At 47.3% G+C, this 25,857-nt stretch carries 12 protein-coding genes; 1 reads left to right on the forward strand and 11 read right to left on the reverse strand.

Features of this window, described 5'->3' with window-relative positions:
- Positions 1 to 162 precede the first annotated feature (162 nt).
- The 4 genes from ACKTT9_RS26375 to ACKTT9_RS26390 form a co-directional block, all read right to left on the reverse strand.
- A complete protein-coding gene (locus ACKTT9_RS26375) occupies positions 163 to 1,332 on the reverse strand; it encodes a chromate transporter (RefSeq protein WP_407868232.1) in 1,170 nt (389 codons plus the stop codon).
- A 588-nt stretch (positions 1,333 to 1,920) separates the two neighbouring features.
- The gene (locus ACKTT9_RS26380) at positions 1,921 to 2,829 is read right to left on the reverse strand and encodes a hypothetical protein (RefSeq protein WP_407868233.1); all 909 of its coding nucleotides are present in this window, start codon (positions 2,827 to 2,829) and stop codon (positions 1,921 to 1,923) included.
- A 199-nt stretch (positions 2,830 to 3,028) separates the two neighbouring features.
- Entirely contained in the window at positions 3,029 to 3,928 is a 900-nt protein-coding gene (locus ACKTT9_RS26385; protein WP_407868234.1) for a DMT family transporter, read from the reverse strand.
- Between the two features lie 150 nt (positions 3,929 to 4,078).
- Entirely contained in the window at positions 4,079 to 4,747 is a 669-nt protein-coding gene (locus ACKTT9_RS26390) for an O-methyltransferase (protein ID WP_407868235.1), read from the reverse strand.
- A 128-nt stretch (positions 4,748 to 4,875) separates the two neighbouring features.
- Between ACKTT9_RS26390 and ACKTT9_RS26395 the strand changes: the two genes are divergently transcribed.
- Positions 4,876 to 5,781: a LysR substrate-binding domain-containing protein gene (locus ACKTT9_RS26395; RefSeq protein ID WP_407868236.1), complete on the forward strand. Its 906-nt coding sequence runs from the start codon at positions 4,876 to 4,878 to the stop codon at positions 5,779 to 5,781.
- On the opposite strand, the gene ACKTT9_RS26400 is transcribed toward ACKTT9_RS26395, so the two are convergent.
- From ACKTT9_RS26400 to ACKTT9_RS26430, 7 genes are all read right to left on the reverse strand, one after another.
- The gene (locus ACKTT9_RS26400; RefSeq protein ID WP_407868237.1) at positions 5,760 to 6,665 is read right to left on the reverse strand and encodes an aminoglycoside phosphotransferase family protein; all 906 of its coding nucleotides are present in this window, start codon (positions 6,663 to 6,665) and stop codon (positions 5,760 to 5,762) included. The genes ACKTT9_RS26395 and ACKTT9_RS26400 overlap by 22 nt on opposite strands.
- A gap of 58 nt (positions 6,666 to 6,723) precedes the next feature.
- Positions 6,724 to 7,914 (reverse strand): MFS transporter, encoded by a 1,191-nt coding sequence (locus ACKTT9_RS26405; protein ID WP_407868238.1) that lies wholly within the window; start codon positions 7,912 to 7,914, stop codon positions 6,724 to 6,726.
- A 72-nt stretch (positions 7,915 to 7,986) separates the two neighbouring features.
- On the reverse strand, positions 7,987 to 8,346 hold the full coding sequence (locus tag ACKTT9_RS26410; protein WP_407868239.1) for a response regulator: 360 nt from the start codon (positions 8,344 to 8,346) through the stop codon (positions 7,987 to 7,989).
- Between the two features lie 87 nt (positions 8,347 to 8,433).
- A complete protein-coding gene (locus ACKTT9_RS26415; protein ID WP_407868240.1) occupies positions 8,434 to 15,507 on the reverse strand; it encodes an S-layer homology domain-containing protein in 7,074 nt (2,357 codons plus the stop codon).
- A gap of 20 nt (positions 15,508 to 15,527) precedes the next feature.
- Positions 15,528 to 21,314: an Ig-like domain repeat protein gene (locus ACKTT9_RS26420; RefSeq protein ID WP_407868241.1), complete on the reverse strand. Its 5,787-nt coding sequence runs from the start codon at positions 21,312 to 21,314 to the stop codon at positions 15,528 to 15,530.
- 225 nt (positions 21,315 to 21,539) lie between these two features.
- Positions 21,540 to 22,640 (reverse strand): response regulator, encoded by a 1,101-nt coding sequence (locus ACKTT9_RS26425; RefSeq protein WP_407868242.1) that lies wholly within the window; start codon positions 22,638 to 22,640, stop codon positions 21,540 to 21,542.
- Complete coding sequence (locus tag ACKTT9_RS26430) at positions 22,633 to 25,752, reverse strand: ATP-binding protein (RefSeq protein ID WP_407868243.1); 3,120 nt, start codon at positions 25,750 to 25,752, stop codon at positions 22,633 to 22,635. The genes ACKTT9_RS26425 and ACKTT9_RS26430 overlap by 8 nt, the downstream gene beginning before the upstream one ends.
- Positions 25,753 to 25,857 lie beyond the last annotated feature (105 nt).

A 25,857-nucleotide genomic window follows, 5' to 3' on the forward strand; every position in this document is an offset into this window, starting at 1 on the left:
CATTATGTTAGAATAGCTCGTCCATTACATTCTTGGTCTTCACAATAATTAGTTTACAATCTGCCTGTAAAATCTAGATTAAATCTAATGCGTAATCAAGTTAAATGTCTGAAAATTTGCAAATGCTAAAAAGCCTGATTGCTCAGGCTTAACATTATTAAATCAGCTGATCAGCATTCCGCCTACGGCTCCAGCGATGACGACAACCCAAGGGGGCAGCTTCCAAAAGACAAGCATCACAAACAGAATCATGGCCAAAACAAAATCTACGGGAGCTAGGATAGCCGTGATCCAAAGCGGGTTATATAACGCAGCAAGCAAAATGCCAACAACGGCTGCATTAATTCCGACTAATGCTCCTTGGACTTTAGCGCTTTTACGCAAAGTATGCCAGAAAGGCAATGCTCCTACGACTAAAAGATACGCCGGAAGAAAAATAGCTGTCGTAGCGATAATCGCCCCTTTCACTCCGCCAATCATCGTCCCCAGATACGCTGCGAAGGTGAATAACGGTCCAGGGACAGCTTGCGCGGCACCATATCCCGCTAGGAAGTCCGACTTGCTGACCCACCCTGTCGGGACGACTTCCCTTTCCAGCATGGGGAGAACAACGTGGCCCCCGCCAAAAACAAGCGATCCTGACCGGTAAAAACTATCGAACATGGACAACCACTGGACATGAACCATTTGCCGAAGTGAAGGAAGCAGGATCAGGAGTCCAAAGAAAACCCCCAAGGAGAGCATTGCAACGCTTCGGCTAATCGGAATGGAGAGGCTTGTCGTATTCGGGATCGACGTATTTTTATACAAAAACATTCCTACAATCCCCGCAATGCCTATAAGCAAGACTTGGCTAATAGCTGTCTGCCACAGGACGGTAACAGCTGCAACAAGAACGGCAATCGTTGCTCTATTGCGATCAGGAGCAAGCTTCTGCCCCATGCCCAAAATAGCTTGCACGACGATAGCTACTGCAACAATTTTGAGGCCATGAATCCAACCGGTGCTGCCAATATCAAACCCTTGCAACAATAAGGCAAACAGTACCAACGCAATGACCGATGGCAGTGTAAAACCAAGCCAAGCTGTCAATCCGCCCAGCATGCCTGCGCGAACGATCCCAACGGCTATGCCTACCTGGCTGCTTGCCGGACCGGGCAAAAATTGGCATAGGGCAACGATATCGGCATAGTCCTGCTCATTCAACCATTTGCGGCGACGTATGTACTCGTTATGAAAATAACCGAGATGCGCAATCGGCCCGCCAAATGAAGTTACGCCTAACTTCGCGGACACGGCCAATATTTCAAGGAGAGCCCGTGGTTTGCTCATGGGCGTCTGTTCCTTTGTAATCATATCTTTTTCCACGAATTGTGATACCTCCGATTAGATCGTTCGATTTCTTGAAAGGAAACATGGATAAACATTGATAAATTACCACCGTTTTGCTCGGCGGTCAATTACAAACTCTTAATAAAGCGAAAAAAGGCACATCCGCACACCCTTCAGCCAACTGCTAGCTCAACTGCGTAATAACAGAGGTTGACCGACAACACGCCGGGTTGCCATCGCTTGGCAGCGCTCCCCCGACTTTCTAACGGACTCAGACGCTCTTATTCGGCGTAATATAGCCGTTTTGAAAATCTAACGGACACCAGCGCAGCTATTTGCTTGTTTCTACCGCAATTTCAACCCAAAATCGGCAAATAACGGTTCCTGTGTCCGTTAGATGTGAAACAGGGCGAAATTTACGCTATTAACGTCTGTGGTGTCCGTTAAAATTGGCTGGCGAGTTCGCGCGCCAGGTAATTCCCATGGATCGGCACGGGATGGATCGAGGCGGACTGGCGGGGCGCGAATGAAAAAAGCAAGCTAATTCCATGAGCTCTCTCACTCAAAGAATTAGCTTGCTTCCTTCTCTTATTGCGCAAATTCACCGCGTAACCGATCTTCAAAATATTCATCCATATAGGATTTTATGAACTGGTTACGCACTTCAATATTTTCTTCTTTCTTAAATAAGCCAATCTTTCGAATCCGTTCATGTTCCGGCTTACGATTCCAATGCTCGAAGGCTTCCTTCTCAAGTGCCAGATTGATTCTGCGGATGGTGAGATACTCGTTGGTTCTTTCGCTGCGTTCTTTATCGAGATCTGGCGCAGGTGGAATCAGTTTTTGAATTTCCTCATTCTGACGCTTCAGTTCTTCATAATGCTGCTGCTCCAGCTTCTTTTGTTTTTCATGCAGCACCTTCACTTCATCTACGAGCTCTCGCTGCTGACGTTTCTCTTCCTCTACGTCCCGAGGAGCTGGAAGCATGGTTCTTAGCTCTTGATTTTGGCTTAGCAGCTGTTTATTCTGGCTGGTCAAATCCGCTACAAGACCGCTTAGCTGAGTGACCCCTTCGATGAGCGGTTTCATCGCGGTATGGATGCGGTCTTCCAGCATTATCGCAAAACCCTCCTCAAACTTCTGTTTGAAGACGTCTGGAGAACGCTCGGTTACCGCTTGGGATGCTTGAGGAGCAGCCGGGGTAACCGCTGGCGCCACAGGAACGGGTAGCGTTCTTGGGACGTTCTTGCGAACATGGTTCATCGTTGAGCTTGCCGCAGTCTTCATACTTTGACCAGCATCCAGCCGTTGTTTCAGGATTTCGAAAATATCAATGTCATGCTGCGTAAAAATCCGATTGCCATTATCTTCTTTACGAAACTTATAGCCTCTTGCTTCAAGCGCCATCGCATATTTGCGTAAACTGGAATCGCTTACCCGGAGATGCTCATGCACCTGTTTTGGACTGTATACCAACTCTAAATCTAAATTTACCATATCGCCATCTCCTCACTATTTCCAAGGATAAAATGCTTTTAATAGTATTCTAGATTGATAGAGTTGCATTTACAGTCGAAATAGGAGTGTCGAAATCTGTTTACCTTTGCGTACAAGAATTCATGAATTATTTCCCAAGAAATAGTTTATCTCAAACAAAAACAAGCAGATACCCGACTGGCACCTGCTTGCTTATTTGTTAAATTCCCGCCCCTATTTCCCGGGGCTGACGGCGTTTCATATTGGCTATCATAACACCAGCCAGAATCAGAATGCCCCCGCCTACTTGGGCCGCTCGAATCGGATCGCCCAATAAGAAGAAGCTTACGATGATCGCGATAAATGGCGGGATATTCATAAACATTGCGCTAGTAGACGGCCCGACGACGGCGATGCCCTGGTTCCACCAAAAGCCAGCCACCCCTTGGCCAATGACGGCTACGCCGATTAGCAATAACCAAGTCAGCAAGTGATGGCTCGCGTGAAGATGACCTTGAAGCGCTTCAACTCCTACCGCAGGTGACATTAAAATGGTCCCAATAACCGTTGAATATATCGTTACCTCGTAGGAACTCATCCCACTAGTTAATCTGCGAATGAACAACAAGCTGATCGACATACCCAGCATAGCGAGCAGCAAATATACATCGCCTTTTGAAATACCGAGTGTCTTTCCTCCGTAAAGGACTATACATACAACACCAACTAAAGCTACGACAGATCCGCAAAGCTTCAGCCATGTGACTTCTTCTTTCAGAAACAAGCGCGATAACAGCAGTGTAGCTATGGGAGAAAGCGCAATAATGAGCGCTGCGTTGCCCGCTGTTGAGTGCTGCAGCCCTGTAAAATAAAACAATTGGTTGAATAAAGTCCCAAAAATACCGGCAAACAATAGAAGTCCCCACTCCCGCGAGGTTGGGCGTCTGATGGATTTGTTAATGACCGCTACAGAAATTAAGAACAGTGACATAACAACGAGTCGGGCGAATGATAAAAAAATAGGCGAGAAATCTCGCAGCAAATAGGCGCTTGCAACATAGTTAAAGCCCCATAACAGCGATACTCCCCAAAGCTTCCATAAAACATTACGTTCTGGCATCTCTCTGAAATCTCCTTAACCTCTAAATCAAATTTGATGATTGCCTGACAGTGACAGCAAACAGATCATTAAAAAGATATTCGCCCGGACTCCTGGAATTCCTCCCACAAACGAGAAAGCCGGACATGGAAAATCCCATGTCCGGTTTCATCATTTTACAATACCTAATACAAAACCATCATATCCTTTACTGCCGACCGTCTGAATGGCCGTTGCCGAAATCCTCGGTTCATCCGCCAACAGATCATAGAATTTCCTTACTCCCTGCACGCGGGGATCTTGACTTTCCTCATTGATGACCTCGCCATCACGGATGACATTATCTCCAATAATCACCGTCCCAGGATGAGAAAAATGCAGCGCCCATTTTAAATAATGAGGGTTATTGGGTTTGTCAGCATCTATAAATATCAGGTCAAAAGGTTCAACACCTTCATTGTCCAACTGAGCTAATTGTTCTAGTGCGTCTCCTACACGAAGCTCGACAAGTTCACTCAGCTGAGCATGGGATATGTTTTCACTTGCCACTCGAGCATGAATCGGATCCAGTTCCAGTGTAACTAGCTTTCCGTCTGATGGTAATGCCCTCGCCATCCAAATCGTACTATATCCGCCTAATGTGCCAATCTCCAGGATTCGTTTAGCGCCTTTCATTTGAATCAACAAATTCAAAAACTTACCTTGCGTAGGTGAAACATCATAAGCTGGCAGCCCTGCAAGCTGATTCGCGGCCAAGGCATTTTCCAGAACAGTGTCGTGTGGAATCAACCGTTCTTTAATATACTGATCTACTTTTTCCCATGTGTTAGTTGCATTCATCGATATCACTCCTCTTTGCTATTTACCTTCTGGCTTCATTATAAAACGAATCTAATCATATAAATAATATATCTTTATGTTAGAATCATATATATAATATATAAATCAGAAACAAAGGGAGCCTTCTAATGAATTTACATGCTTTACGCTTATTTCATACAGTTGCAACCAGCGGTAGTGTGACACGCGCTTCCGAATTGTTAAATATAAGCCAACCCGCCATTACTGCACAGATCAAAAAGTTCGAAAAAGAGCTGCAGCTTCTCCTGCTGAAACCTCTGGGAAGAGGGGTTGCGCTAACGGATGCCGGTGAAGAACTTGCTTTACTTGCAAAAAGGCTTTTTGCGGTCGAGCAGCAAATTGAACAATTCGCTCACAATTACCGCAGCGGCACAACCGGAAGTATTCGGCTAGCCGCTACCTACTTACCCGCTCATTTCCTCATCCCAACTTGGATCGCAAAGTTTAAGCAGCAATATGAACAAGTTGAAATGATGATCAACACGACCAATTCCAGTGGTGCCTTGAACCAGCTGCTAAATGTAGAAGTTGATATCGCCATTTATGGGGGCATAGCCGAGACCTACCCGGACACCATTCTGACAGAGGAATTGTTTCAGGATGAGTTATGGTTTGTAGTGGCGCCTAATCACAAATATGCCAATCAGCAGGTCTCTCTGTCCGAAATGATGAAAGAACCTTTTGTCATGCGTGAAGAAGGCAGTTCAACTCGCGAGAGACTGCTGTCTTTATGCCGCACCTATCATTCAGCCGTTCCCGCCATTTCTTTGCAATTTAACGGACTGCATGAAGCGATTACTGCCGTGATTGCTGGGTATGGCGCTAACTTCGTGTCTTCCCTCGTTGTACGCGAATATGTAAATCGTGGTGAGTTGTCCCGCGTTTATGTAGAAGGAATCCAACTTAAGAATACAATCGCCATTTGTACACGTAAAAATGAACCCTTATCTGCTTCAACAAACAATCTCATTCAGATGATTCGTCAAAACCCTTATAACAAGCCGTTCTTGTAATCGGCGAGCACTTCATTGATTGTGCGCCGAGAAATCTCTGCGAGGACAAGATTTGTTTCTAGATAGTAGGCTAGCGCAATTAAACCGAATGAAAGCGCCCACCCGCTCCCGCGTGACCAAGCCGCATCATCGATTGGCAGATCTGCGCGGAAGCGTTCGCGGCCTTGCGCGGCAAGGAATGTCCACGCGACCATGAGGTCGCACGCAGGATCTCCCACACCCAAAGTTCCAAAGTCAATAACGGCGCTTAGCCGGCCCTCTTCGATCAGCAGGTTCCCTGGGTGGAGATCACCGTGAATCCAAACCGGTTTGCCCTGCCACACCGGGGCCTGCAGGGCTGCCTCCCACACAGCGGTTGCTGCGTCAGCATCCACAATGTCATGCAGGGTTACGATGGCAGCACGAACTGCGGCATCGCGTTTCGCCAGAGGTTCGCCACGGCCTGAGTTATGTGCGCCTGGCGGAGGCCCTCCATCGGAATCGATCCGCTGCATGGCGATTACGAACTGAGCCAGTGCGTTAGCTGCTTGGTTTTGATCTTCCACTTGTCTGACCGTCGCGTTCTCCCCTTCCAACCAGCGATACACAGACCAGTTCCGGGGGTAGCCTTCAGTCGGCGCCCCAAAAGCTATCGGAGCATGAATAGGAATCGGCAGCAGCCCAGCCAGTTGTGGCAGCCATTTCTGCTCCTTCTCCACCTGCCCAACCGCCCATTCCGCCCGCGGCAATCTTACGGCCATATCCGTGCCGAGCCGATAGATCACATTGTCCGTCCCGCCGGAAATGACCTGCTCAATCGCAAGCTCTGCCCACTGTGGAAATTGTGTGGAAATTAAACTTTTCACAAGAGTAGCATCAATCACAAGATCGTTTGCTTGGCTCATTTGGACAAAACCTCCCAATTATTTGGTTCGGAACAATTCGGTCCCTCGCGTTTAATGCCTAACTCTCCTCTTGCTCTGTCTGCCGCTCGAAAGCTTCCGTGCTCTTCCCTGAGAAGTAAGGAACCATGAGTGCGCAGGCAAGCGCCAGCATGATTAAGAAGATAAACGCTCCTCCGCGGATGTCTTTTACCGATAAAGCCAGTATGAGCAACAGTATCCTCGAAGCATTCAAAAAACATTCACGCCATAAGAAAATTCGGGCTTGCTGTAGAGCCGTTTGCTTGGCAATAATTCGAAACTGCCTCGTGTTCCACACCGTCCCAAAATAAAACATCCCGATGGTCGTTAAAATATTGGAAATGATAAGGATGGGCGCTTTCGGCAGTAAGGGCAGAAGAATGCCAACTGACACAAAAATCATCCCGATGGCCAACCATACACCTTCACGCGTCTTCAGTCTTCTATACAACATCATAGCCCCGATGGCAAAGCAGGCATAAAGCACATTAAGCATGGCGATGACCAATTTATCCTCTGATACTGAAAAAGTAAACACCAACGCAAACAGCACCTGAAATTGCAAAAATATGCCGGCCGCCAGCAGAGAAGGAACCATCCATCGCAGCGCACTGGTCGCAAATACGAGCCGAAATTGGATGCCGCGAAATAATGGCACAGATTCACCGGCGAGCGTAATGGTAGGAATATAGAACGAAACGGTCAATAATAAACCCACGAACACGAACATCAGTAAAAAGGACCCTGAGTAGCCAATCCATTTGATAATGAGCGCAAAAGCAATCGGATTAATAATCGATACGAGCTGGTTGATGATATTGGCAATTGAAAAATACTGCTCGAAATCCTTCCCTTTTCCGTACACACTTAAGGTAATATTTTGCGCTGCGGCATAAAATCCCCACATGACGCCGATGGGAATGGCGATGATTGTGATCCATAAAAGCCTATTTTCCAGCTCCAGCACGGATAAAAGCAGAAAAACGACTCCGCCGCAGACCGCATTCGTGCGAATCAACACACGTGTCGTATAGCTGGTTAACAATCTGGAACCAACCGCAAACGCGAACGTCCATGTGATAAACATAATGAGGTTGAACCATACCACCTCAGAGATATTGTTGTTCTTCTCCCAAATAAATAAATTGACGAAAATACCAATGTAGTTAAATATGACTGTTGATGCTGCATTCATGAGCAGCAACCGTTTCATCTGACCGCTAATCTGCATCCCTTTCATCCGCCTTCTCGTGTGTTCATGGACATCCACTACAGATTCGATTAGGGCAAATTGATTTCCTGCCTAAAATAACTTTTCCAAAGTGTCAGCAATTCTATCTTTATTAAAAGGTTTGACGAGGAAGTCCTTTGCGCCTGCTTGAATGGAATCAACGACCAGTTTCTGCTGACCCATGGCTGAACACATGATGATTTTGGCCTGGGGATCCAATTGTTTGATTTCCTTCAGCGCTGCGATTCCATCCATCTCAGGCATGGTTATGTCCAATGTCACCAAATCCGGTTTGAGCCTTTTGTATAACTGTACAGCTTCAAGACCGTTTCGGCCCTCCCCTATAACCACATAGTTCAAAGCTAAAAGCATATCTTTTAACATTGCTCTCATAAAGGCAGCATCATCTACAATCAAAATCGTATTCTTCACATGAAACCTCTCCTTATTAGTAAAGTAATAACTTCCATAATTGAAAAGAGGACAGATCTTAACGATCTGTCCTATCGATACAGCCTCCTACCTGTCATAAAACTGAATAAGTCTGTAAATCAATATCGCTGTTTCTTCACGCGTCATCGTTTTGCCCGGCCTAAACGTTCCGTCCTCATAGCCATCCATTAGTCCATGTTGACGAACTTGCTCCACATAGCTTTTTGCAAAGTCCGGTATGTCACTCGCATCTGCAAACGGTTCGGAAGCTGCGGCTGTCTGGCTGTTGCCCGCAAGCACTCTGCCTAGAATCGTGACAGCTTCCGCTCGGGTAACTGGTGTGTTGCTGTCCAAGACGAGACCTTGTTCCGTTTGGCGACCTCCTAGTATATTCTCAATGATGGAGGTATACATGTAGGGCTTAGCCCACTCCGGAACCTGATGCCAATCTTTAAACTCGCTTTCTAAATTACCGGTTTGAATAGACAGCTTCCTCGCAGAGGCAAGCAGTTTGATGAACTCCGCCCGTGAAATACTGCGTTCCGGTTGGTACACCATGTCTTTCCCCTCTATTAAACCATCAATGATGCCTAAAGATTGGAGTGCATAAATGCCCGAAGCCGACCATCTTTCTTTCGAAATATCAACGAACTGGGTGGGAGCGCTCACGTTGAACAAGGCGTATTTGCCCAACCGATCAACATTTACCGTAACCTCATGAAGTAAAGGATCCGCTTTGCCCGGAACAACTTCCCATTTCTGCATATAGTCGTTGAATCGGTACACGGCCAAACCGCTCGAATCTTGAACACGCTCAGCGTCGTAATGGAATGTCACTTCTATTGGTTGTTTCATTTGCTTGCTTTTACTCGCAAGTCCGAGCTCATAGATGCCAGTAATAGGTTGTTTATTTTTCTTTTCATCTGTTGAAAGATACTTCTCAACATTGCTTACTCTGCCAACCAGCAATTTATCAACCTGATTAACGGCACCTTTGTGAATAGAGATAGAAATTTCATCGACACGTTTGTTCAATAAATCCGTATCCGGGGTGAGATCGTATTCGCTGGCTCCCTTGGTGTTGGGATCTACAGGCTTTGGATTCCCAGTCCCAGTCCCGCTTCCCGCTCCATTTCCAGAAGAAGAACTTTCTTGCTCCACTATGGTGACCGCCTTTTCAGCCTGAAGGGTTGTCCCATTATCCAGCGTATAGGTGGCCTGGATGCCGATACTTCCAGCTTGCCGTGCTGTCAGCTTACCAGATGAATCGATGAAAGCGAGCTCGCCGCCCTTGGTTAGCTTCCAGTCGACCTTCTCTGGATTAAGCGCCATTGCAAGGCCTTCGTCATCAATACCGGTCAGCTTCAAGAGAAGCGATTCGCCTGCTATCATTTTAGCTGCATCCGGTGATATATTTACGCTTTTAAGCTGAATCGTTTTCGGATCTCTTTCAATATGAATGCTCATCACATCTTGAACCGTCGAACCGCTGCTAAGCCTGTTGGACGCGCGAACCGTGATGTCGCCTTTCGCAAGAGCCGTCAAAGTACCCGTTTGATCGATGCTCGCGAGAGAGGCGCCGTTGCTAATTTCCCACGTCACACGGCTGTCGTCGAGTGTAACAGCTGTTCCATCATCCCTCAAACCGATGAGGTCTAGTTTCAAAGAATCTCCGATGAACATTTTCTGTATATCAGGTGTCAACTTCACGCGACTAACCGGTTTCACATCCGATTCCTGACCGACCTTGATGACAACGGCATCTTGGAACGCATAAGTATCCGTTACTTGATACGAGGCAAGTAGAACGATATCTCCGTCCTGCTTCGCCGTCAATCTTCCATCCGTATCCACGTGGGCAATGGATTCACCCTCCATGAACTCCCACTTCACATACTGGGGATCAATATTCATTTCGCTGCCTGCTGCATCATTCTGAATCCCTATAAGTTGAAGCTGCACGCTCTCTCCGGCCTTCATTTTCTCAATACCCGGCGTTAAGCGCACCTTCTTCAGCGGCTGGATGGCTCCGTTAATTACCTGTAATTGGGAAGTTGTCGTATTCCCGACGGCATCGGTAGACGAGACGGTGATGTCATGCTTGAAATGGTTGCTCAGCGGAATGGAAGCTTGGAAACGACCTTGCTCATCCCCAGCCACTTCACGGCCGCCGATTACGACCCTGGCACCTGCTTCCGTTCTGCCTCTAATCTCGGCTATTCCGTTCGGAGCCATCGAGTCGGATGCAGGACTGTCCAGCATGATCACTGGCGCCTTAGTATCAACAACAAACTTCTCCCGCTTCACGGCCATGTCTCCGTCTTTGTTCTTGGCAACCAAATCCACATAATGAATGCCATCCGTTAGTTGATAAATGATCAACTCATCCGATTGACCGTGCATCTGTTTACTTGATTTTACAGAATCAACGTAAATGTCCGCAGTGACTTCCTCCTCAGCGCTTAACATAAGCTTGACGTCGCGTTCCTTAACGCCCGTCATCTGTGAAGATGAACCTTGGGCGCTGTCAATAGCTTCCGTATCGCTGATAAGGACGCCCTCCGTCGATTTGCCAGCGACACCAACAGTAAACTCAGGAGGTTTCGGCTTAGGCAGCTCTACTTCAGCGCTGATCGTGGTTGGCCCGTAATAGGATTTACGCTTCGTGCTGTCGTGGATGTCGGTTTCTTGCCGCACTGGCGTAATGCCAATTTTATAGGTCTTGCCGGTCTCCAGCCCTAAAATTTCAGGTGGCTTTCCTTCGGCTGCAAGCCCTTGATACGTTCCCCCGATGATGACGCTGTAATTGCCGTTCGCATCCTTCGTCGTATTCTTCGCGTCAGCATAAGCGACGCCAAATTTATCAACCGCATTGCCTTCCGTATCGAACACTTCGATGTTGTAGCCTGTGGTCGCTGGATCCGAGCTTGCCGGCCACGCTGCGCGCAGCATGCCGTTGCCGTTCTTCGCGCCTTGCACGGAAGACACGGCAGCCGGTGCCTTCGGATTCACGATATGCAGCTTCTGTGAATCCTGCTCGCTGTATGACATTTTTTCCGTCGATAAGCCGAAATGGACATAATAATCACCGGTCTGTAAATCCTCCGGAATGTCTAGTGTCTGCTCACCGGTTTTTGGATCAACCGTAGCAAGCACCCTGCCGACACTTTCCTTCTCGGTCGACAAGGAAATAATGAGCTTGGACGCTTCTGCCGGGTTCGCCGATTCTTTATAATTCTGGCCGCTCCAGCTCAGCTTCAACTTGCTGCTGCCCTCAAGCTCTACGTTTGCGTTCGTCAGCTTCGGTACTGGAAGTACTTGCGCCAGCTTCGTTTCAACTTCATGATCCGAAGTAAGCGTATAGACGCCATTGGCAGGCTTTTCAAGACCAATGACCATGTAATGCTTCTGAACCCCGTTAACCTCATCGGTACGGAGGAAGTAGTTCCCTTTTTCCACCAAATCAATTGGTGTACCGTCAGGTTTTGTTAAATTTACTTGAGGCAGGTCGCCTTCATAAGTCATCTCGATTAAATAGCTGCTAGACGAGTCACCTAACGTAAACATATGCGTCTTTTTATCGTCATCTGCTGCAAGAGCAGTTCCCGTTCCGTAAATAGGTGCCTCGTTATCGCGAGTCCACCCATCTCTCGAAGCCAGAAGCGACATCGGCTTCGAGCTGCCGATGATCCGCATATTCGTGCCGTACATCATTGTACCTCTCTGATTCCCGTCGCGGACTGGCATAGCATAAATGCCTTTGTTGCGCTCTAGACGAGGCAGGTAGGCTGGATCGGAAGAAGCGATACCAACCCCAACATCCAAACCGCCTGACCAATAATAATCAGCTGTCAGTTCAATGGTAACCAGAAGCAGATTGATTTGCGCCGCTGCCCAAATCTCTTCGTTATTGATGCCCGCCGAGGCTTTCGCCAATGTTTCACCACCAATAAAAGGAACAGAACGCGGTATTTTCAGCTCAATATAAGCTCTGCCGTCAAGCCGTTTGTCAGAAATGTAGACACTGCCTCCGCCTGCGATCAGCCCATCCAGAATATCGATGGTACCGCCCCCTGTGACATAGAAGCTCTCATCCGTACCTGTATCCCAGGAAGCTTCCAAATAGGCCGTTTTGAAAATCGGGAGAGAAGCAACGTCCAGATTGCCGTCAATGCGCATTTTTCTCCGATTGAATTTCCCTTCAAATTCACCCTTGAAAACTTTCACCGCACTGATATCGCTAAGCACGACCACTGTAAAAATTTCAGCCCCTCCGTAATACGGATTGGTCAGCTCAGCAAGATTCTCAACGCCGCCGCCCAGCTTGGTCACATACACGCTTCCAGGCACAACAGGGATACCAGGATCACCTTCGCCTGAAAGAATGAGCTTATTTAAATACCAGGTGTCGTTTTGACGTTCACGCATAATTTCAAAGCTCACTTCTGCTTTGACGACGCCGATTTCGGCAGATCCGTTCACGGTGTAGTGTCCATGAAAGGTATCAACGCCAACATTAGCTTCAATCCCTTTCACCATACCGAAGTTCGATAAAGAGAGCTCGCCTTCTGCGATTAGTCCTTCATATCCCTTGCGGGAGAAGAGAATATCCTTTGCATCGATGGAGAGAGATCCTTTCGGCTCCTCGCCATCTGCGCTTTTTTTGCCCCCAAGGAACGGCAGGGATACCTTGGCTCCGAAGGACAACATATCTTTATCATCCCGGTTAGCCAGAATAAGCTCGTTAATATCAATCGGCAACCCGGAGAGCATGACGTTCAGGAACTTCCCAACGCCGCTCATTTGAACGACAATTGTTTCGTCTTTCGCCTCTTCACGATCCCCTTCCAGGGTGTAAGCCTGACCGTCCTGCAGTGCAATGTTAAAGTTGTCATACCAGAAGTCAAAGCCATTCTTGGCATTAACGCCTAGCAGGCCTTGGCCTTGAATATACACGAAGGTATTTTTCAATTGATTCAATTGATCTTTGTTCAAGCCGGATTGCCCGGAACGATAGGGATAATCGATATCAAAGCCCGTATTTACCGGTTTAAACGTCTTATCGAAGCCAAACTCCGGCAGACCCAAATCAGCGTTCGTGTCAGGCTTCACCTCAGTTCCTTGCGGAAGTGCTCCACCTATCGCATCAAAATTCCACGGGAACCCAGGATCAAATGCCGGGATCAACGCATAGTTAAACCCAAAATTATAAGTTGGATCGATGTTCAGTACCTGCTGCTTATTGTCCGAAATAATCATCGGAACCGGCGAGCTATAGGTCATGATATCGTTGATAACGGCTTTTTTATTCGCGGAGTAAACCAAGTACTTGGATACCTTCCCCGTGGTTGTCCGCACCTCGCGAATATCACCTTTCACGGTAAGCAGCACGCTTCGTTCAGCACTGCCGTTCTTCGGCATAGCCGCAAGATGGGCTTTGAGCTTCTCTAATTGATCTTCGTCTTTAAGCGGCAGCACCCGGTAAAAGTACGTCGGATCGCTGCTTGATCCCTTCAGCTCGTAGTCTTTGAGAACCGCGAGAACGCCATAGTTTCGGGAAATATACGTTTTATCCTTCGTAAACATCAGCTTGAACGGCAATTGCGTTCGCGTGCTGTCTTGCTGTTCAATAAGAATATTGTATTCTCCAACAGGCAGTTCATCTTCCAAGGTCGCCAAAATCGTCGTATCATCCGACACGGAGATTTGGTTAGATGGTATTTTCAACTCCTGCTTCGTGCCCGCATGCTGCAGCAGCAGCTTCCATTTGGTGGTGTCTTTGTACATCTCAAAGCCCGTTCCTTTGATCGTGAACGAACGTTTGCCGCTGTAATAAAGCTTATCTGGGCTTACGGTATTGTACAGCGTCTTCGGCGGGCCGCCATCTACACTCGGCAACAAAACAAAACGGCTGCTCGAATAAATATCGGAGGTGTTCACCTTACCGTCAGGCCCGATCTGCCGACTGTCATAAACATCGACACGGTACTTCTCCATTTTGTAAATATCCTGAGGCAATGCCCTCACCCGCCATGTAAACGCCTGCTGCTCGCCTACCTTAAGGAGACGTTTGACCTTCGTGCTCTCCTCGCCTTTAACTAGCTGCAGCCCTTTCTCAAAAGAAATGGAGGCCGTGGCATCGTACACGTCGGCGGAATTAGGCAGGTTATTTTCCACATAAGCCGTAATCTCAAACTCTTCTTCCTTGTACCCGTCGTACGTTTCATTTACGTTCAATTTGCTTATCGAGGACAGCTGGACGTTGTAAGAGTATGCCTTATCCGGCACTTCCCCGATGCCGTAATACGTTTCAAAAACCGTTCGCTCTCCGCTCGGAAGCGCAATCGGATTCCAATAAAAGGCGACGGCCGTATCCTTCTTCCCATAGTCCGATTCGATTGTAAAATTACGATCTGGCTTCACATTGTACTCCCAGGTTGATTGGGACAGCCCCTGCCAATGGCCGATCGTCATCGCATCCGGCGTTTTGTTGCCCCACCCGCTTGTTAAACCATAGGAGATTACGCTTGGAGCAAACTCATTGTCGCTCGCACGCCAAATTTTTGGCACGTCGCTGCCTGTATATGTCTTTTCTGTATCGATAAAAAGATTGCCAAGCTTGATGCCTGCGCCATCATTCGTCCCCGTCATGACATCAAGCAAGATCCGGCTGCCTACTTGCACCGACGTCTGAGTGTGATTCGTCACGCCATACTGAATGAACACATTGCCGTAGTTTGGATTGTCTTTATCAATAATGAGCTCCAGCTTCTGCTTGATCTCCACACCGTCGACATCCCAGGTCGTCACAATGGCTTTGCCTTGAATTTCCGGGCGGCCTTGCAAAGCAGCCTTTCTCGCTAAGCTTAAGCCGTAGCCCTCACCGAAAATATAATCTTCATCATTAATTCGAAACGTCGTGAACGACGTATCTGGGCTTTTATCCTGGAACAGCAACCACTTGTCATCGTCACTTTTTCTCAACGGATTGCCTTTGACGGTTTTAATCGTGTAGTGACCCTTGCTGTCAACGACCATCTTCACGATGCCATTGTCCAGCTCTAAGGGAGGGTCACCTACAACTGCCGCATGGGTTAGCTCGGCAAACGAAAACGTAAACAGCATCAAAGCGACCAAAAAACTACTTATCCATCTATACACAGCCAAGCTCCTTTCTTAACTCACTGACCTCCAAGGAAGTAAATGTTGATAACCACCGTTCGCCGATTCAAATCCTGAAAATAAAACGTATGCCATCCAGGCTGCTTGGCCGTGAACTTGACTTCTTTGGCAACTGGCTCCTCTGTTACGTCATGTTCCAAATCCGTCGTGTTTTGCTTAAAATCCCCGCTTTTCAGCATGCCGTCGCCTTTTTTGAAATCAGCCTTGTACTGCTCGATGAAGTTAACGACTTTGAAAGTCACTTCATATCCTTCAACCATATACTGGGAGCTTGGTTCAAACTTCCCGTTCACCAGAACAAGGAAATCCTGCGGCGTTAACACTTGGACAGGGCGTTTCACTTCAGCCGTGTTGCCCGCCTCATCCGTCGTACTGTAAGTGACTACGTACGTCCCGCCTGTCGAAGCATCCACTTCCGGTGGTTTCAGAGTGACGCGATCCTGTGCGATTGCACCATCCCTGTCATCATAAGCTTCAAAATCGTTCAAAACGATCTCTTCGCCAGGCTCAAAAATCATATAAGGCTTGGCAAATTTGATGATTGGCGGGGATTTGTCAATGTTCTGAACCTTCGCGAGGGCACGAACGCGATTGCCTGCTTCATCCGTGACAATAAAAGTGAAGGCGCCGTTCTCTTTAAAAACAAGACTCGTTTTCTCGTCATTATTGATGGCTATCAGTCTGCCACCCTCTTCGCTGTAGACAGAAGCCGTTACGCTCTGATTAGTCAGCTTCGTAGCGCTGTATTTGATGGTTACAATTGGCGCAGTTCTATCGATTCGATTCACGGTTGCTTTTACCGAGGAGGTATTGCCCGCTTCATCTTGCAGATCAAACACGAACTCACCGTTCTCTTTAAACACAACCTGTTTGCTGCCATGATTGTTCAGCACCTTGAAATCTTCTCCTGCAATCACCGTTGCAATGACGTCTTGGTTCGTTGGCCCGTCCGTGTTGTATACGATTTGCCCAATCGGCGCTTTTCGGTCGATGTTGTCAACCCGATAGGTGATATCCGCCGTATTGCCAAGCGTATCTGCCACTTTGAACGTGTAATCGCCGTTTTCCGTTGCGACGATGCTAGACTTCCCGTCATGATTAATGATGTCGCCGCCTTCCGGCAGATCCAACGTCAACACGACATCCTGCTGTGTAGGATTCGTTTCCGAAGCCGTAATCGTGCCACGTGGAGGTGTTTTGTCAATCCAATTGACGCCCGCAACGACAGTGCCCTCATTGCCTGCTCGATCCTGGAAGGTGAAGGTGAACACGCCGTTTTGTTTAAAAGTAGCCTGGGAGCCGCCTCCGCTAGTGACCGTCACAGGTTCACCGAGGTCGTCAATCGCCAATAATTGGGCAACCACATCCTCATTGGTCAACGCTTTGGTGCTGTAAACCACGCTGCCTGTCGGTTTCCTCTTATCAATGTTCGTAACCTCGACTGGAATTACGCTCTCATTGCCAGCTTGATCCCGGATGATAAAAGAGAATGTGCCATTCTCTGTGAACGTGTAGCTGGCTTGTCCACCGTTATTCATGATGCTAACAGGCGCACCGCTGTTGTCGGCAGCTAGCAACGTCACGGTTACCGGCTTGTTCGTTGGCTCCGTCGTGCTGTATGAGAGACTTGCCGTCGGAGCCTCGTTATCAATGTGCGTGACCTCCGCTGTGATGGAAGATCGGTTCCCCGCTGCATCCTGAAACTCGAACGTAAACTGGCCGTTTTCTTCCAATGTGAAGGTATTGCTGCCATGATTGTTCAAAATGACTGTCGGCGACTCGTCTGCCAGCTGCAGCGTAATACCGACGCCGCTTCTTGTCCAGTTGGAGCTGCTGTAACGAAGCGTTGCTGACGGAGCCTTTTTGTCGATATTCCACACGGGCACTTTCACAGGCTGATCGGCCACTTCCCCATTCCTATCTCTAATCACAAATGAAATAAGGCCATTCTGCGCAATGCTGTAGACGGATTCCGTCACCGCTAAGCCGTCTGATTGACTGCTTACAAACTGCTCGCCCATGCCCGCCTCGAACATGAAATCGGCTAACGTAAATCGGTTATTGGTCGTTGCCATCTTAACCAACACATCTTGATACGTGATATCCGTGGTTGAGAACGAAATGTCAGCCTTCGGCAGGACCGGATTGATTTGATCGACGGTCGCCAAGGCGCTGCTGCGATTGCCAGCTTCGTCTTCAAATTCAAACGTGAAGGAGCCGTTGCCACTGAACGTATAAAAAGGGATACCCCCTGGCGTATTGAGTATGCGAACACCAGGTTTATCAAATGTGACATGCGCAGTTACTGTATTGGCAGTTGGTTCTACCGTGGAATACACGATAGTGGCGAAAGGGACATTGCGGTCAACGATCAGCTTGTCGCTTGTTAGAACAGAGGTATTCCCGACTTGATCGACCGCTTTCACATGCAGGAACCATTCGCCGGATTCCAGCTCACTTTCAGTAATAAACGCTTCATTCGCTATGGCTTTCCAATTGGCATCGGACAAATCCGGCGCTGACTCCGTAGGGGTCCATTGTGCATAGAGATGGAGATCACCTTTCGCGGTCCGGTTGTCTTCGGCGTAGACAGCAGCACTTACAGTCCGACTTGGCTGTTGCCCCTGTCCGGCGGCGATTCGAATATTCGGCATAACGTTATCGATATTCGTCACCTGAACAGGAATCAATCGCTCATTGCCGGCCTTGTCCACAATTTTAAACGTATAACTGCCGTTTTCCTTAAAAGTATGCGTCTCACCGTCTGGCAGTTGGAGCTCGCTTGCAAGCGTCTCATTATCGTAGAGATTCGTTAATTGGACGATAACAGGATTGCGTGTCTGTGCAGTCTCGCTATAAACGACTTCGGCTACTGAAAGAGTCTTGTCTACAATAATGGACCGAAACATCTTATCGCTGCGGTTACGAACCTCATTTTCGAAGCTGAACGAATAAGTATATGTCCCCTCATTTGCAGGCATCTCCAACGTTAACGCAGTTGATCCATCCGTTATTTCACCACTTTGGATTTCATGCTGGTTTTGGTCTTCGATATGATAAGTATAGGTTTCTTTCGACGGAGCACTTATTTGAATTTTGACTTCATCAGCATTCGTATGTGTTGGCATATCCATCTGGAAATCGGAACTCTTCGGCGCAGAATGGCTTAGCTTAAATACCCTTGAAGTGGTGATGCTTTTGTTGCCGAATGAATCAACAGCTTTAATATGGAGAAACCAATCGCCATCCACATTATTTTTGGAAAGCTTCGAGCCATTTGCAAAATGAAGCCAGCTGGCGTCCGTCATACCGGGTTTTGTTTCTGATGCAGTCCATTGATAGTAAAGCGCTGAGATCGTATTGGCATCCTTTGCTCTCACGGTAGCCACTGCTTCCTTGACCGTTGCTGTCACGGATGGCGCATACTGAAACACGACAGCGGGCGGCGTATTATCAACGTAGAATGCACGGCTCTGGAATGCCTCATTTCCCCAAATATCGGACGCACGTACATGCAGAAACCACACACCTTCCATCCGTTGTTCTTCGTCGTCAGTCGAGACCTCGCGCCGTGAGCCCAGCTCCTTCCAAGCTGCATTTTTCGGATCGGCATCCTGGCTCCAGCCGTACATCAACGATTTTAAATTGCTATTCGCGTCTACTGCGCTAATCTGCGCTTTTTGCATACGCTGCTGCGTCAAATTGCCGTCTGGCGTCATATTTATTTCCGGTGGTTTCGTGTCCAAATAAAATGGCAAAGTGACGGCCTCCGACTTATTTCCTGCCCTGTCATAAGCGCGCACATACAACGTGTACCGGCCATGTTCAGGGAATTGCGGTGTTTGGACAGGATGGCCATTCTGGAAGGGGAGCCAGTCGAGTTCATTGGCCTCATCATCGTGGTACACCCATTGGTATTCCAGCTTGGCATCGTCCACACCCGCATTCTCATCGGTGACGTTCACTTGTGGTGTCAGTGATCCCAGATACTGATTACCACTGCCGTTAGGCGTAATCGCAATCACCGGCTGGATGTTATCGAAACGAATGGCTGGACTCGTAATCTGATTCCTATTGCCTGCACGATCCTCCAGCAATACCGCCACATACCAGTCACCATTCGTATTGCTCTTCGAGATGGCAGGCAATTTGCCGTCCATGATCCCGTATGTCACCCAGGTAACATTCTGCTCGCCCGGAGATTGGAGCCAAGCATATTGGAGTACGTCCCCTTTCACACCAGAGCCTTGCTCAATTACGTTCAACTGAACCGTGTGTTGACGCTGAGTGGTCCCTTCTGTAGCAGACTGAAATAACACAGTCGGCAGCTTCGCATCGACACAGATCGCTTCGCCATCCAGCGATAAAGGAGGGTTGTAGCCATTCTGTATCATCGGTGTGTTGCCATAATCGTCGGTGATCCCTAGATGGCCGATGAAATTCGAATACGCCAGATCGTTCCCTTCATCTTCAGGCTGAACGACGTATTGGTAGGTGACTACCTTCGAACCGCTGCCTGATTGATACAGGGCTTTCTTGCCATTGTTGAATGTGATGTAGCCATCTGTTCCGGAAACCACATCATCCAGCAAAAGCTTAACGGTTAGTTTGTCTCCTGCTTTTATATATTTCGTCCCTGTAGACGTTGTTACTTGAACTTCATGGATAACCGGTACGATGCCGTCTACCTGGATCTTGCTGCTGTCCAATTGGTTATAGTAACTTGATCCGCCAGTGAAAGTGTAATTAGCGTCGTATTTACTTTTCCAGTTGTAAGGATTACCCATCGTGCTGCCCAGCATTTCGTTATCCGAGAGATCCTTAACATTCGGCGGGAGTATCGCACCAATCTTATCGTCTCCGCCTTGATTGAGATCCCACTCGCTTGGTGCTCTGGTGCCGATTCCAAGGTATCTGCCCTGATTGTAGGGCTGCTTGCCAATGTCGCTTCGCGTCATATCGTCCGCTACGACCGTGTAGTGAAAGACGATGTCTTTCGTTCCATTACCCGAAAAATACACAGCCTTTTTCCCCGTATTCATTGGGAGCTCGAAGGAAGTGTCGATATTCACCAACTCATCAAAATGCAGGACAAATTCTACCGTCTCTCCGAGATGAAACTTGCCATCGCCGGCATTCGATACAGAAATAGATTGCAAGCCGGGGCCAACCACATCAGCCAAGGACATTTTAATTCTCTCGTATCGGCTAAGTGGTGTATTGACGTCATCCAGCACAAATTGAATACTGTTGCCGCTCGCTCGGAATGGATTCCATCCCGAAGTCATTTCGTACAGTTTGGCCATGCCAGTATCGTTGTTATCCTTGGTGCGCTTATATTGGTTTCCATTCGTTACGATAATCATTGTGTCATTGTCATCAATTCGCACAGAGGCGTCCACCTTAAACTCCAACTGATTCATTCTCGCTGGATCTACGAGTGAACTCGGGAGATCTGACGGCGCTATCCATCCTCCGAGCGCATAACCGTCTTCATCGGAATCCGTACTTTTTGGTCCTAACGTTAGGTTATTAGGGAACTTTGGGATATAGGAGCCATTCGCTTGCAAATTGCTTTCATCATAGTCATCATTTTCATTCGAAAATTTAGAAAAGGTACTGCTATAATTCACGTACTGAAGAAAATTATCATCTGCCCACGCAGGCTTTGCTTCCGCCTTATTCACCATCACGGCGTGTGCACCCAGCATCGCCAGCATCGCTACGAGGTACGCATATTTTTTCTTCATCCTGTCTTTTTTTCTTCTCATTCGTTTCTGTCTCATTCGCTAGTCCTCCCTGGGCATTCGATAATAGGACCCATAATATGACAAATTACTCATTGACATGCATGTTATCACACGCGTCTCCCAAGATTCTCACAAACTTTTCGACATAACTTGATAAATTCACCCAAGTGGTGCACTCCGCGTGTCGTGAAGCATTCAAGTACAAAAAAAGCTGTCCCGAAGTAGATACTTCTACTCTCGGAACAGCCCCATTCCTGCGTTCTATAAATACGCGGATGCCCTGTCTCTCATCGCTTTCGGCAGCTCGATGCCTAGTTCTTGCCTGTATAGCGATTCGAAGCTGGTATAATGTTTGAATGCCAGCTCCTGCCGGCCACTAGAAGCATAGATATCCATTAGTAATTGATGCATTTCTTCGTTTAACGGGTATAACGACAAATACACATCCAACCTTTGTTCTGCCTTGGTCCACGCCTCAACGGCCATTTCTTGCTTAACCAAGCTTCTCATTAGCACCGTATAGTGCTTGGCATAGCTTTCCTCCAGCTGAGATTTCCAGATATAATCCTTCCGTTCCAAAAGAGGTCCGCGATAAAGCGAACACGCACGATCCGCTAGTGCGAGATCCTGCAAACCGTCTCGCAAAGCATTTTGAAATTCCATTAAATCCAATCCTTCTTGCAGAGGATCAAGCAAATATCCTTCATTCGTTTTCACGATGTCCATGCCAATCTCCTGCTCTTTGAGCAGCTTTTTGAGACGATAGATCGTATTGTGCAAATTATGAGAGCCTCTGTCCTCCGGCATCTCCGGCCATAATATATCCGCTAGCTGCCATTTACTAATATCCTGTTTCAAGTGACACAGGAGATAAGCAAATAATTCTTCCGTCTTTCTAGTAGGCCAACGGACAACCATGCCGTCTGGACTCCTAACATCGAATCCACCCAGACATCGTACTAACGTGCGGCGTTCTTTTTTCTCCTCTGCAATAGTAGGACGTTCAAGCTTAATTAGCCTGCTAGTCAAACGTTCAATTGCAGGCGGTGTAACCGGCTTTAGCAAATAATCGAACGCGTAAACCTTAAATGCATCCACAGCATAGTCTTTATACGCCGTCGTAAACACGATGCGGGTATGCTCTAATCGTTCATTTAATCGCTGCGCGAGTTCCAGCCCGTTCATCTTGGGCATTTCCACATCCAGGAAGGCAATATCCGGTTTCAGTTCCTGCAGCCCTTCAAGCGCCTCCAAACCATTGCTGAAAGTCCCCACAATCTCAAAATGCCCGTTGCGGCCGATAAGAACCTTCATAAGCTCGAGAATCGGCTTTTCATCTTCGACAATGATAACCTTAAACAATCTTCGCCCCCCTTTCCTCCATAGTCGCAAATTCCGTAGATGTTAGTGGCAAATACATCACAACTTTCGTTCCCCGTCCGAGCTCAGAGCTTACAGTTACTGTCGCGCCAGGAATAGCATCCAACCGTTTGCGAATGTTCGCAATCCCGATTCCGCCTGTACGTGACCTGCCACTGGCAATACTGTAAAGCAGGTCATCATGAATCCCGACGCCATCGTCTTGAACAGCTATCTGTAAATAGCGATCCCCCTCCTGAATGGATAATGTTACCGTGCCATGCCCATCCTTTTCAAACAAGCCATGACGAATTGCATTTTCGATAAAAGGTTGAATACACAAGGAAGGAATCGATACATCCTTGAGATCGTCATCGACATAATATCTAACATCAAAACGCTCACCGAAACGCGCCTTCTCAATCTCAACATAGGCGTCAATCAATTCCAATTCACGTCCTAAACTGACGTACAGCTCATGGCGGTCCATGTCTAAAATATAGCGTAAATACTGGCTGAGCTTCGATAGTAGATAGGCTGCTTTCTCCCCATCCGTATAACAAAACGAAATGACGCTGCTCAGCGCATTGTACAGAAAATGCGGTTTAATCTGAGCCTGATGGAACGCGAGCTCGCTCATAATCGCTTCTTGGATTGACGTTTTCATAGCAATTAACGTATGTATTCGTGCAAGCAGCGTTTCTGCTTCGAACGGTTTGGTCAAATAATCGTTTGCTCCTGCCCTGAAGCCAAGAGCGATGTCTTGAAGCGTATCCTTGGCTGTGGCAAACAAAATCGGAAGGTCTAGAATGGAGTGATGCGTACGCAGCATACGGCACAACTCGATACCCGAGACACCTGGCATCATGACATCAAGAATGACCAGATCAATCTGCGGATACTCCTTCATTTTCGCCATAGCTTCCTTTGCCGAGAAGGCAGTGACCACATTGTAACGGTATCTTTTTAGAATGTTCAGCAATGTGTAGATATTGGAAGCTTCGTCATCTACAATCATTATTGTAGAAGCATGCTCTTCCAAAATGTCCAGTGAATCGCGTCTGGGAATGACTCGACCTGATTGCCCGTCCAATTCATCATTCGTGTGCTCGTAGATAAGAGCTTTCTCCGCCGCCTTGGACAATGAGAAGGTCACGCGTGTTCCATGACCAACCTCAGACCAGTCGACTCCAATTCGTCCCCCCATTCGTTCGACGAGCTTTCTACTAATATACAAACCAACCCCCATACCCGTGTACCCATCATCCGGCAACCTCTGATCCAGCTGATCAAAATACTCGAATATTTTCGTATGCTTATCTTTCGGAATGCCGGTTCCGGTATCTGCCACTGTAATATAAACGATTCCCTCAGCAACGGTTGCTGTAAGCGTGATACTTCCTGTATATGTATGTTTGATAGAATTATGGATCAAATTGTACATAACTTGGCGTAAGCGATTCTCGTCAGCTTCAACCCAAACATCCGGCGGAACCTGATTATCCAACCGTACCGTTTTACCAGCTAGTTCAAATTGCAAAACATCAAACACAATTTGAGTTACAGTCCTGACATCTACAACGCCCATTTGCAGCCTCAGCTCGCCCTGCTTCAATCGAGAGACATCGATCAAATCGCGCATCAGCATAGAAAGCTTGATCGATGTATCCTTGATGAGCCAAAGACTTTCCTTTTGCTTCGCTGACAAATTATGTTCATCATCATCAAGTAAATAGGAGGTAATATTCATAATCCCGTGAAGTGGCGTTTTGACCTCATGTGAGGTGTGCATTAAGAACTCATCTTTCAGCTGGTTGGAAACGACTAATTGGTGCGTCAGCAGCTCATTTTTTTCGTAGGCGTTTTTAAACCGTACAGCCAGTAAAATATTCATTAATGTAATGAAACAAATAACACCCACTTTACTTAAAAGATCTGAAGCAACCGCATTCTCCGCATACAGCGAACCGTCTATCAAAAAAATTAACAATGAGATGATTGCAGCGATGAAAAGCAAGATCTCTTTCCGATCGTGGCCACCACGCTGACTGCGCACATATAACTGGACCATTCTTATAAGAATATAAAGTGGAACAAGTCCGATGTAGACAAAAAATGCATATCTGACCTCATTATAAAGCGAATAAGGCAGTACGATAATGACAGCTAAATAAAGCAGAATCGGTGAGAGCAGCCACATCATCTTTTGACGCGGAATTAACCTTTTGTCTAGGGAGCAAAAAAACAAAATACTTAAAAGCGAGCTTAGGAATTGACTGACATCCAGCGCTTTGTACACGATATCGAAAGGGATATTCGGCAGCAGCCGTTGAAAAATCTTTTCGCCAAAAAGTAATTGAACAATAGAAAGCGAGAACAAATATAACCCACTGAGCAAGTAAGTTTTCTCCTGCTTCCGCAGAAGATAGAAACTGATATGGTACGTTCCGAACATGACCAAAACAAAAATAGCCACCATATCGCTACCCGTTAATATGTTATCCAAGCTCGCAATATCTTTGTGCGATCCGAACTGAATCGAATTGACAATTCCCCCCGTGAAAAATTCATAGTTGGACACTTGGATGATGAACTCAATTTCCTTGGCATCGGTATGGAAAAATGCGCTGTAAGGCGTATTGCCTGGTGCATGCATGGCCTTGCTTTCAGCTGGCCGTCCGCTCTCCCCCTGCAATTGACCGTCAATGTATAGTCGATGCGACATTCGGATACTTCTTAATTTAACCCCATAGATGTCATCATCGTTCCCTTGGACAAGCACCTTGAGTCGATAGGTTCCAAACCCTTTCCGGCTCATTCCTTGTTCGTTATCTTTGCCCTTCCATGTACCAGGTACCGTTAAATAGGTTACATCCGGTCTAGGTCCATTATGAAAATCTCCCGGTTCCAGGAGCTTCCCTTCGTAGAACTCCCACTCTCCGTCCAGAGAGGTCAACCCCTGTTGACGAAGATCCCAGTTCCTTAAATCCAACATGCCATGTTTCGCAGGCTGATCAACCTTATTCGGAGTGGCCTGCGAATAGATGCCTATGAATAAAAGAACAGAGAGAGAAAAAACCACAACGATACCAATGAACTGCCGAAGCTTGTGCATGAAGACTCCCTCTTTCTCTAAAAACAACAATTCGAGTCATTCTATCATTTCATACTCACAAAAAACTCACAAGCCAAAGCTATCAAGAAAGAGTGTCAAAAATAA

This window comes from Paenibacillus sp. P36 (assembly GCF_045866505.1).
GTDB lineage: Bacteria > Bacillota > Bacilli > Paenibacillales > NBRC-103111 > Paenibacillus_E > Paenibacillus_E chondroitinus.

Excerpts from the sequence above, each read along its gene's own strand:
- ACKTT9_RS26375 (WP_407868232.1), bottom strand. The coding sequence starts at position 1,332 with ATGAGCAAACCACGGGCTCTCCTTGAAATATTGGCCGTGTCCGCGAAG.
- ACKTT9_RS26380 (WP_407868233.1), bottom strand. The coding sequence starts at position 2,829 with ATGGTAAATTTAGATTTAGAGTTGGTATACAGTCCAAAACAGGTGCAT.
- ACKTT9_RS26385 (WP_407868234.1), bottom strand. The coding sequence starts at position 3,928 with ATGCCAGAACGTAATGTTTTATGGAAGCTTTGGGGAGTATCGCTGTTA.
- ACKTT9_RS26390 (WP_407868235.1), bottom strand. The coding sequence starts at position 4,747 with ATGAATGCAACTAACACATGGGAAAAAGTAGATCAGTATATTAAAGAA.
- ACKTT9_RS26395 (WP_407868236.1), top strand. The coding sequence starts at position 4,876 with ATGAATTTACATGCTTTACGCTTATTTCATACAGTTGCAACCAGCGGT.
- ACKTT9_RS26400 (WP_407868237.1), bottom strand. The coding sequence starts at position 6,665 with ATGAGCCAAGCAAACGATCTTGTGATTGATGCTACTCTTGTGAAAAGT.
- ACKTT9_RS26405 (WP_407868238.1), bottom strand. The coding sequence starts at position 7,914 with ATGCAGATTAGCGGTCAGATGAAACGGTTGCTGCTCATGAATGCAGCA.
- ACKTT9_RS26420 (WP_407868241.1), bottom strand. The coding sequence starts at position 21,314 with ATGAGACAGAAACGAATGAGAAGAAAAAAAGACAGGATGAAGAAAAAA.
- ACKTT9_RS26430 (WP_407868243.1), bottom strand. The coding sequence starts at position 25,752 with ATGCACAAGCTTCGGCAGTTCATTGGTATCGTTGTGGTTTTTTCTCTC.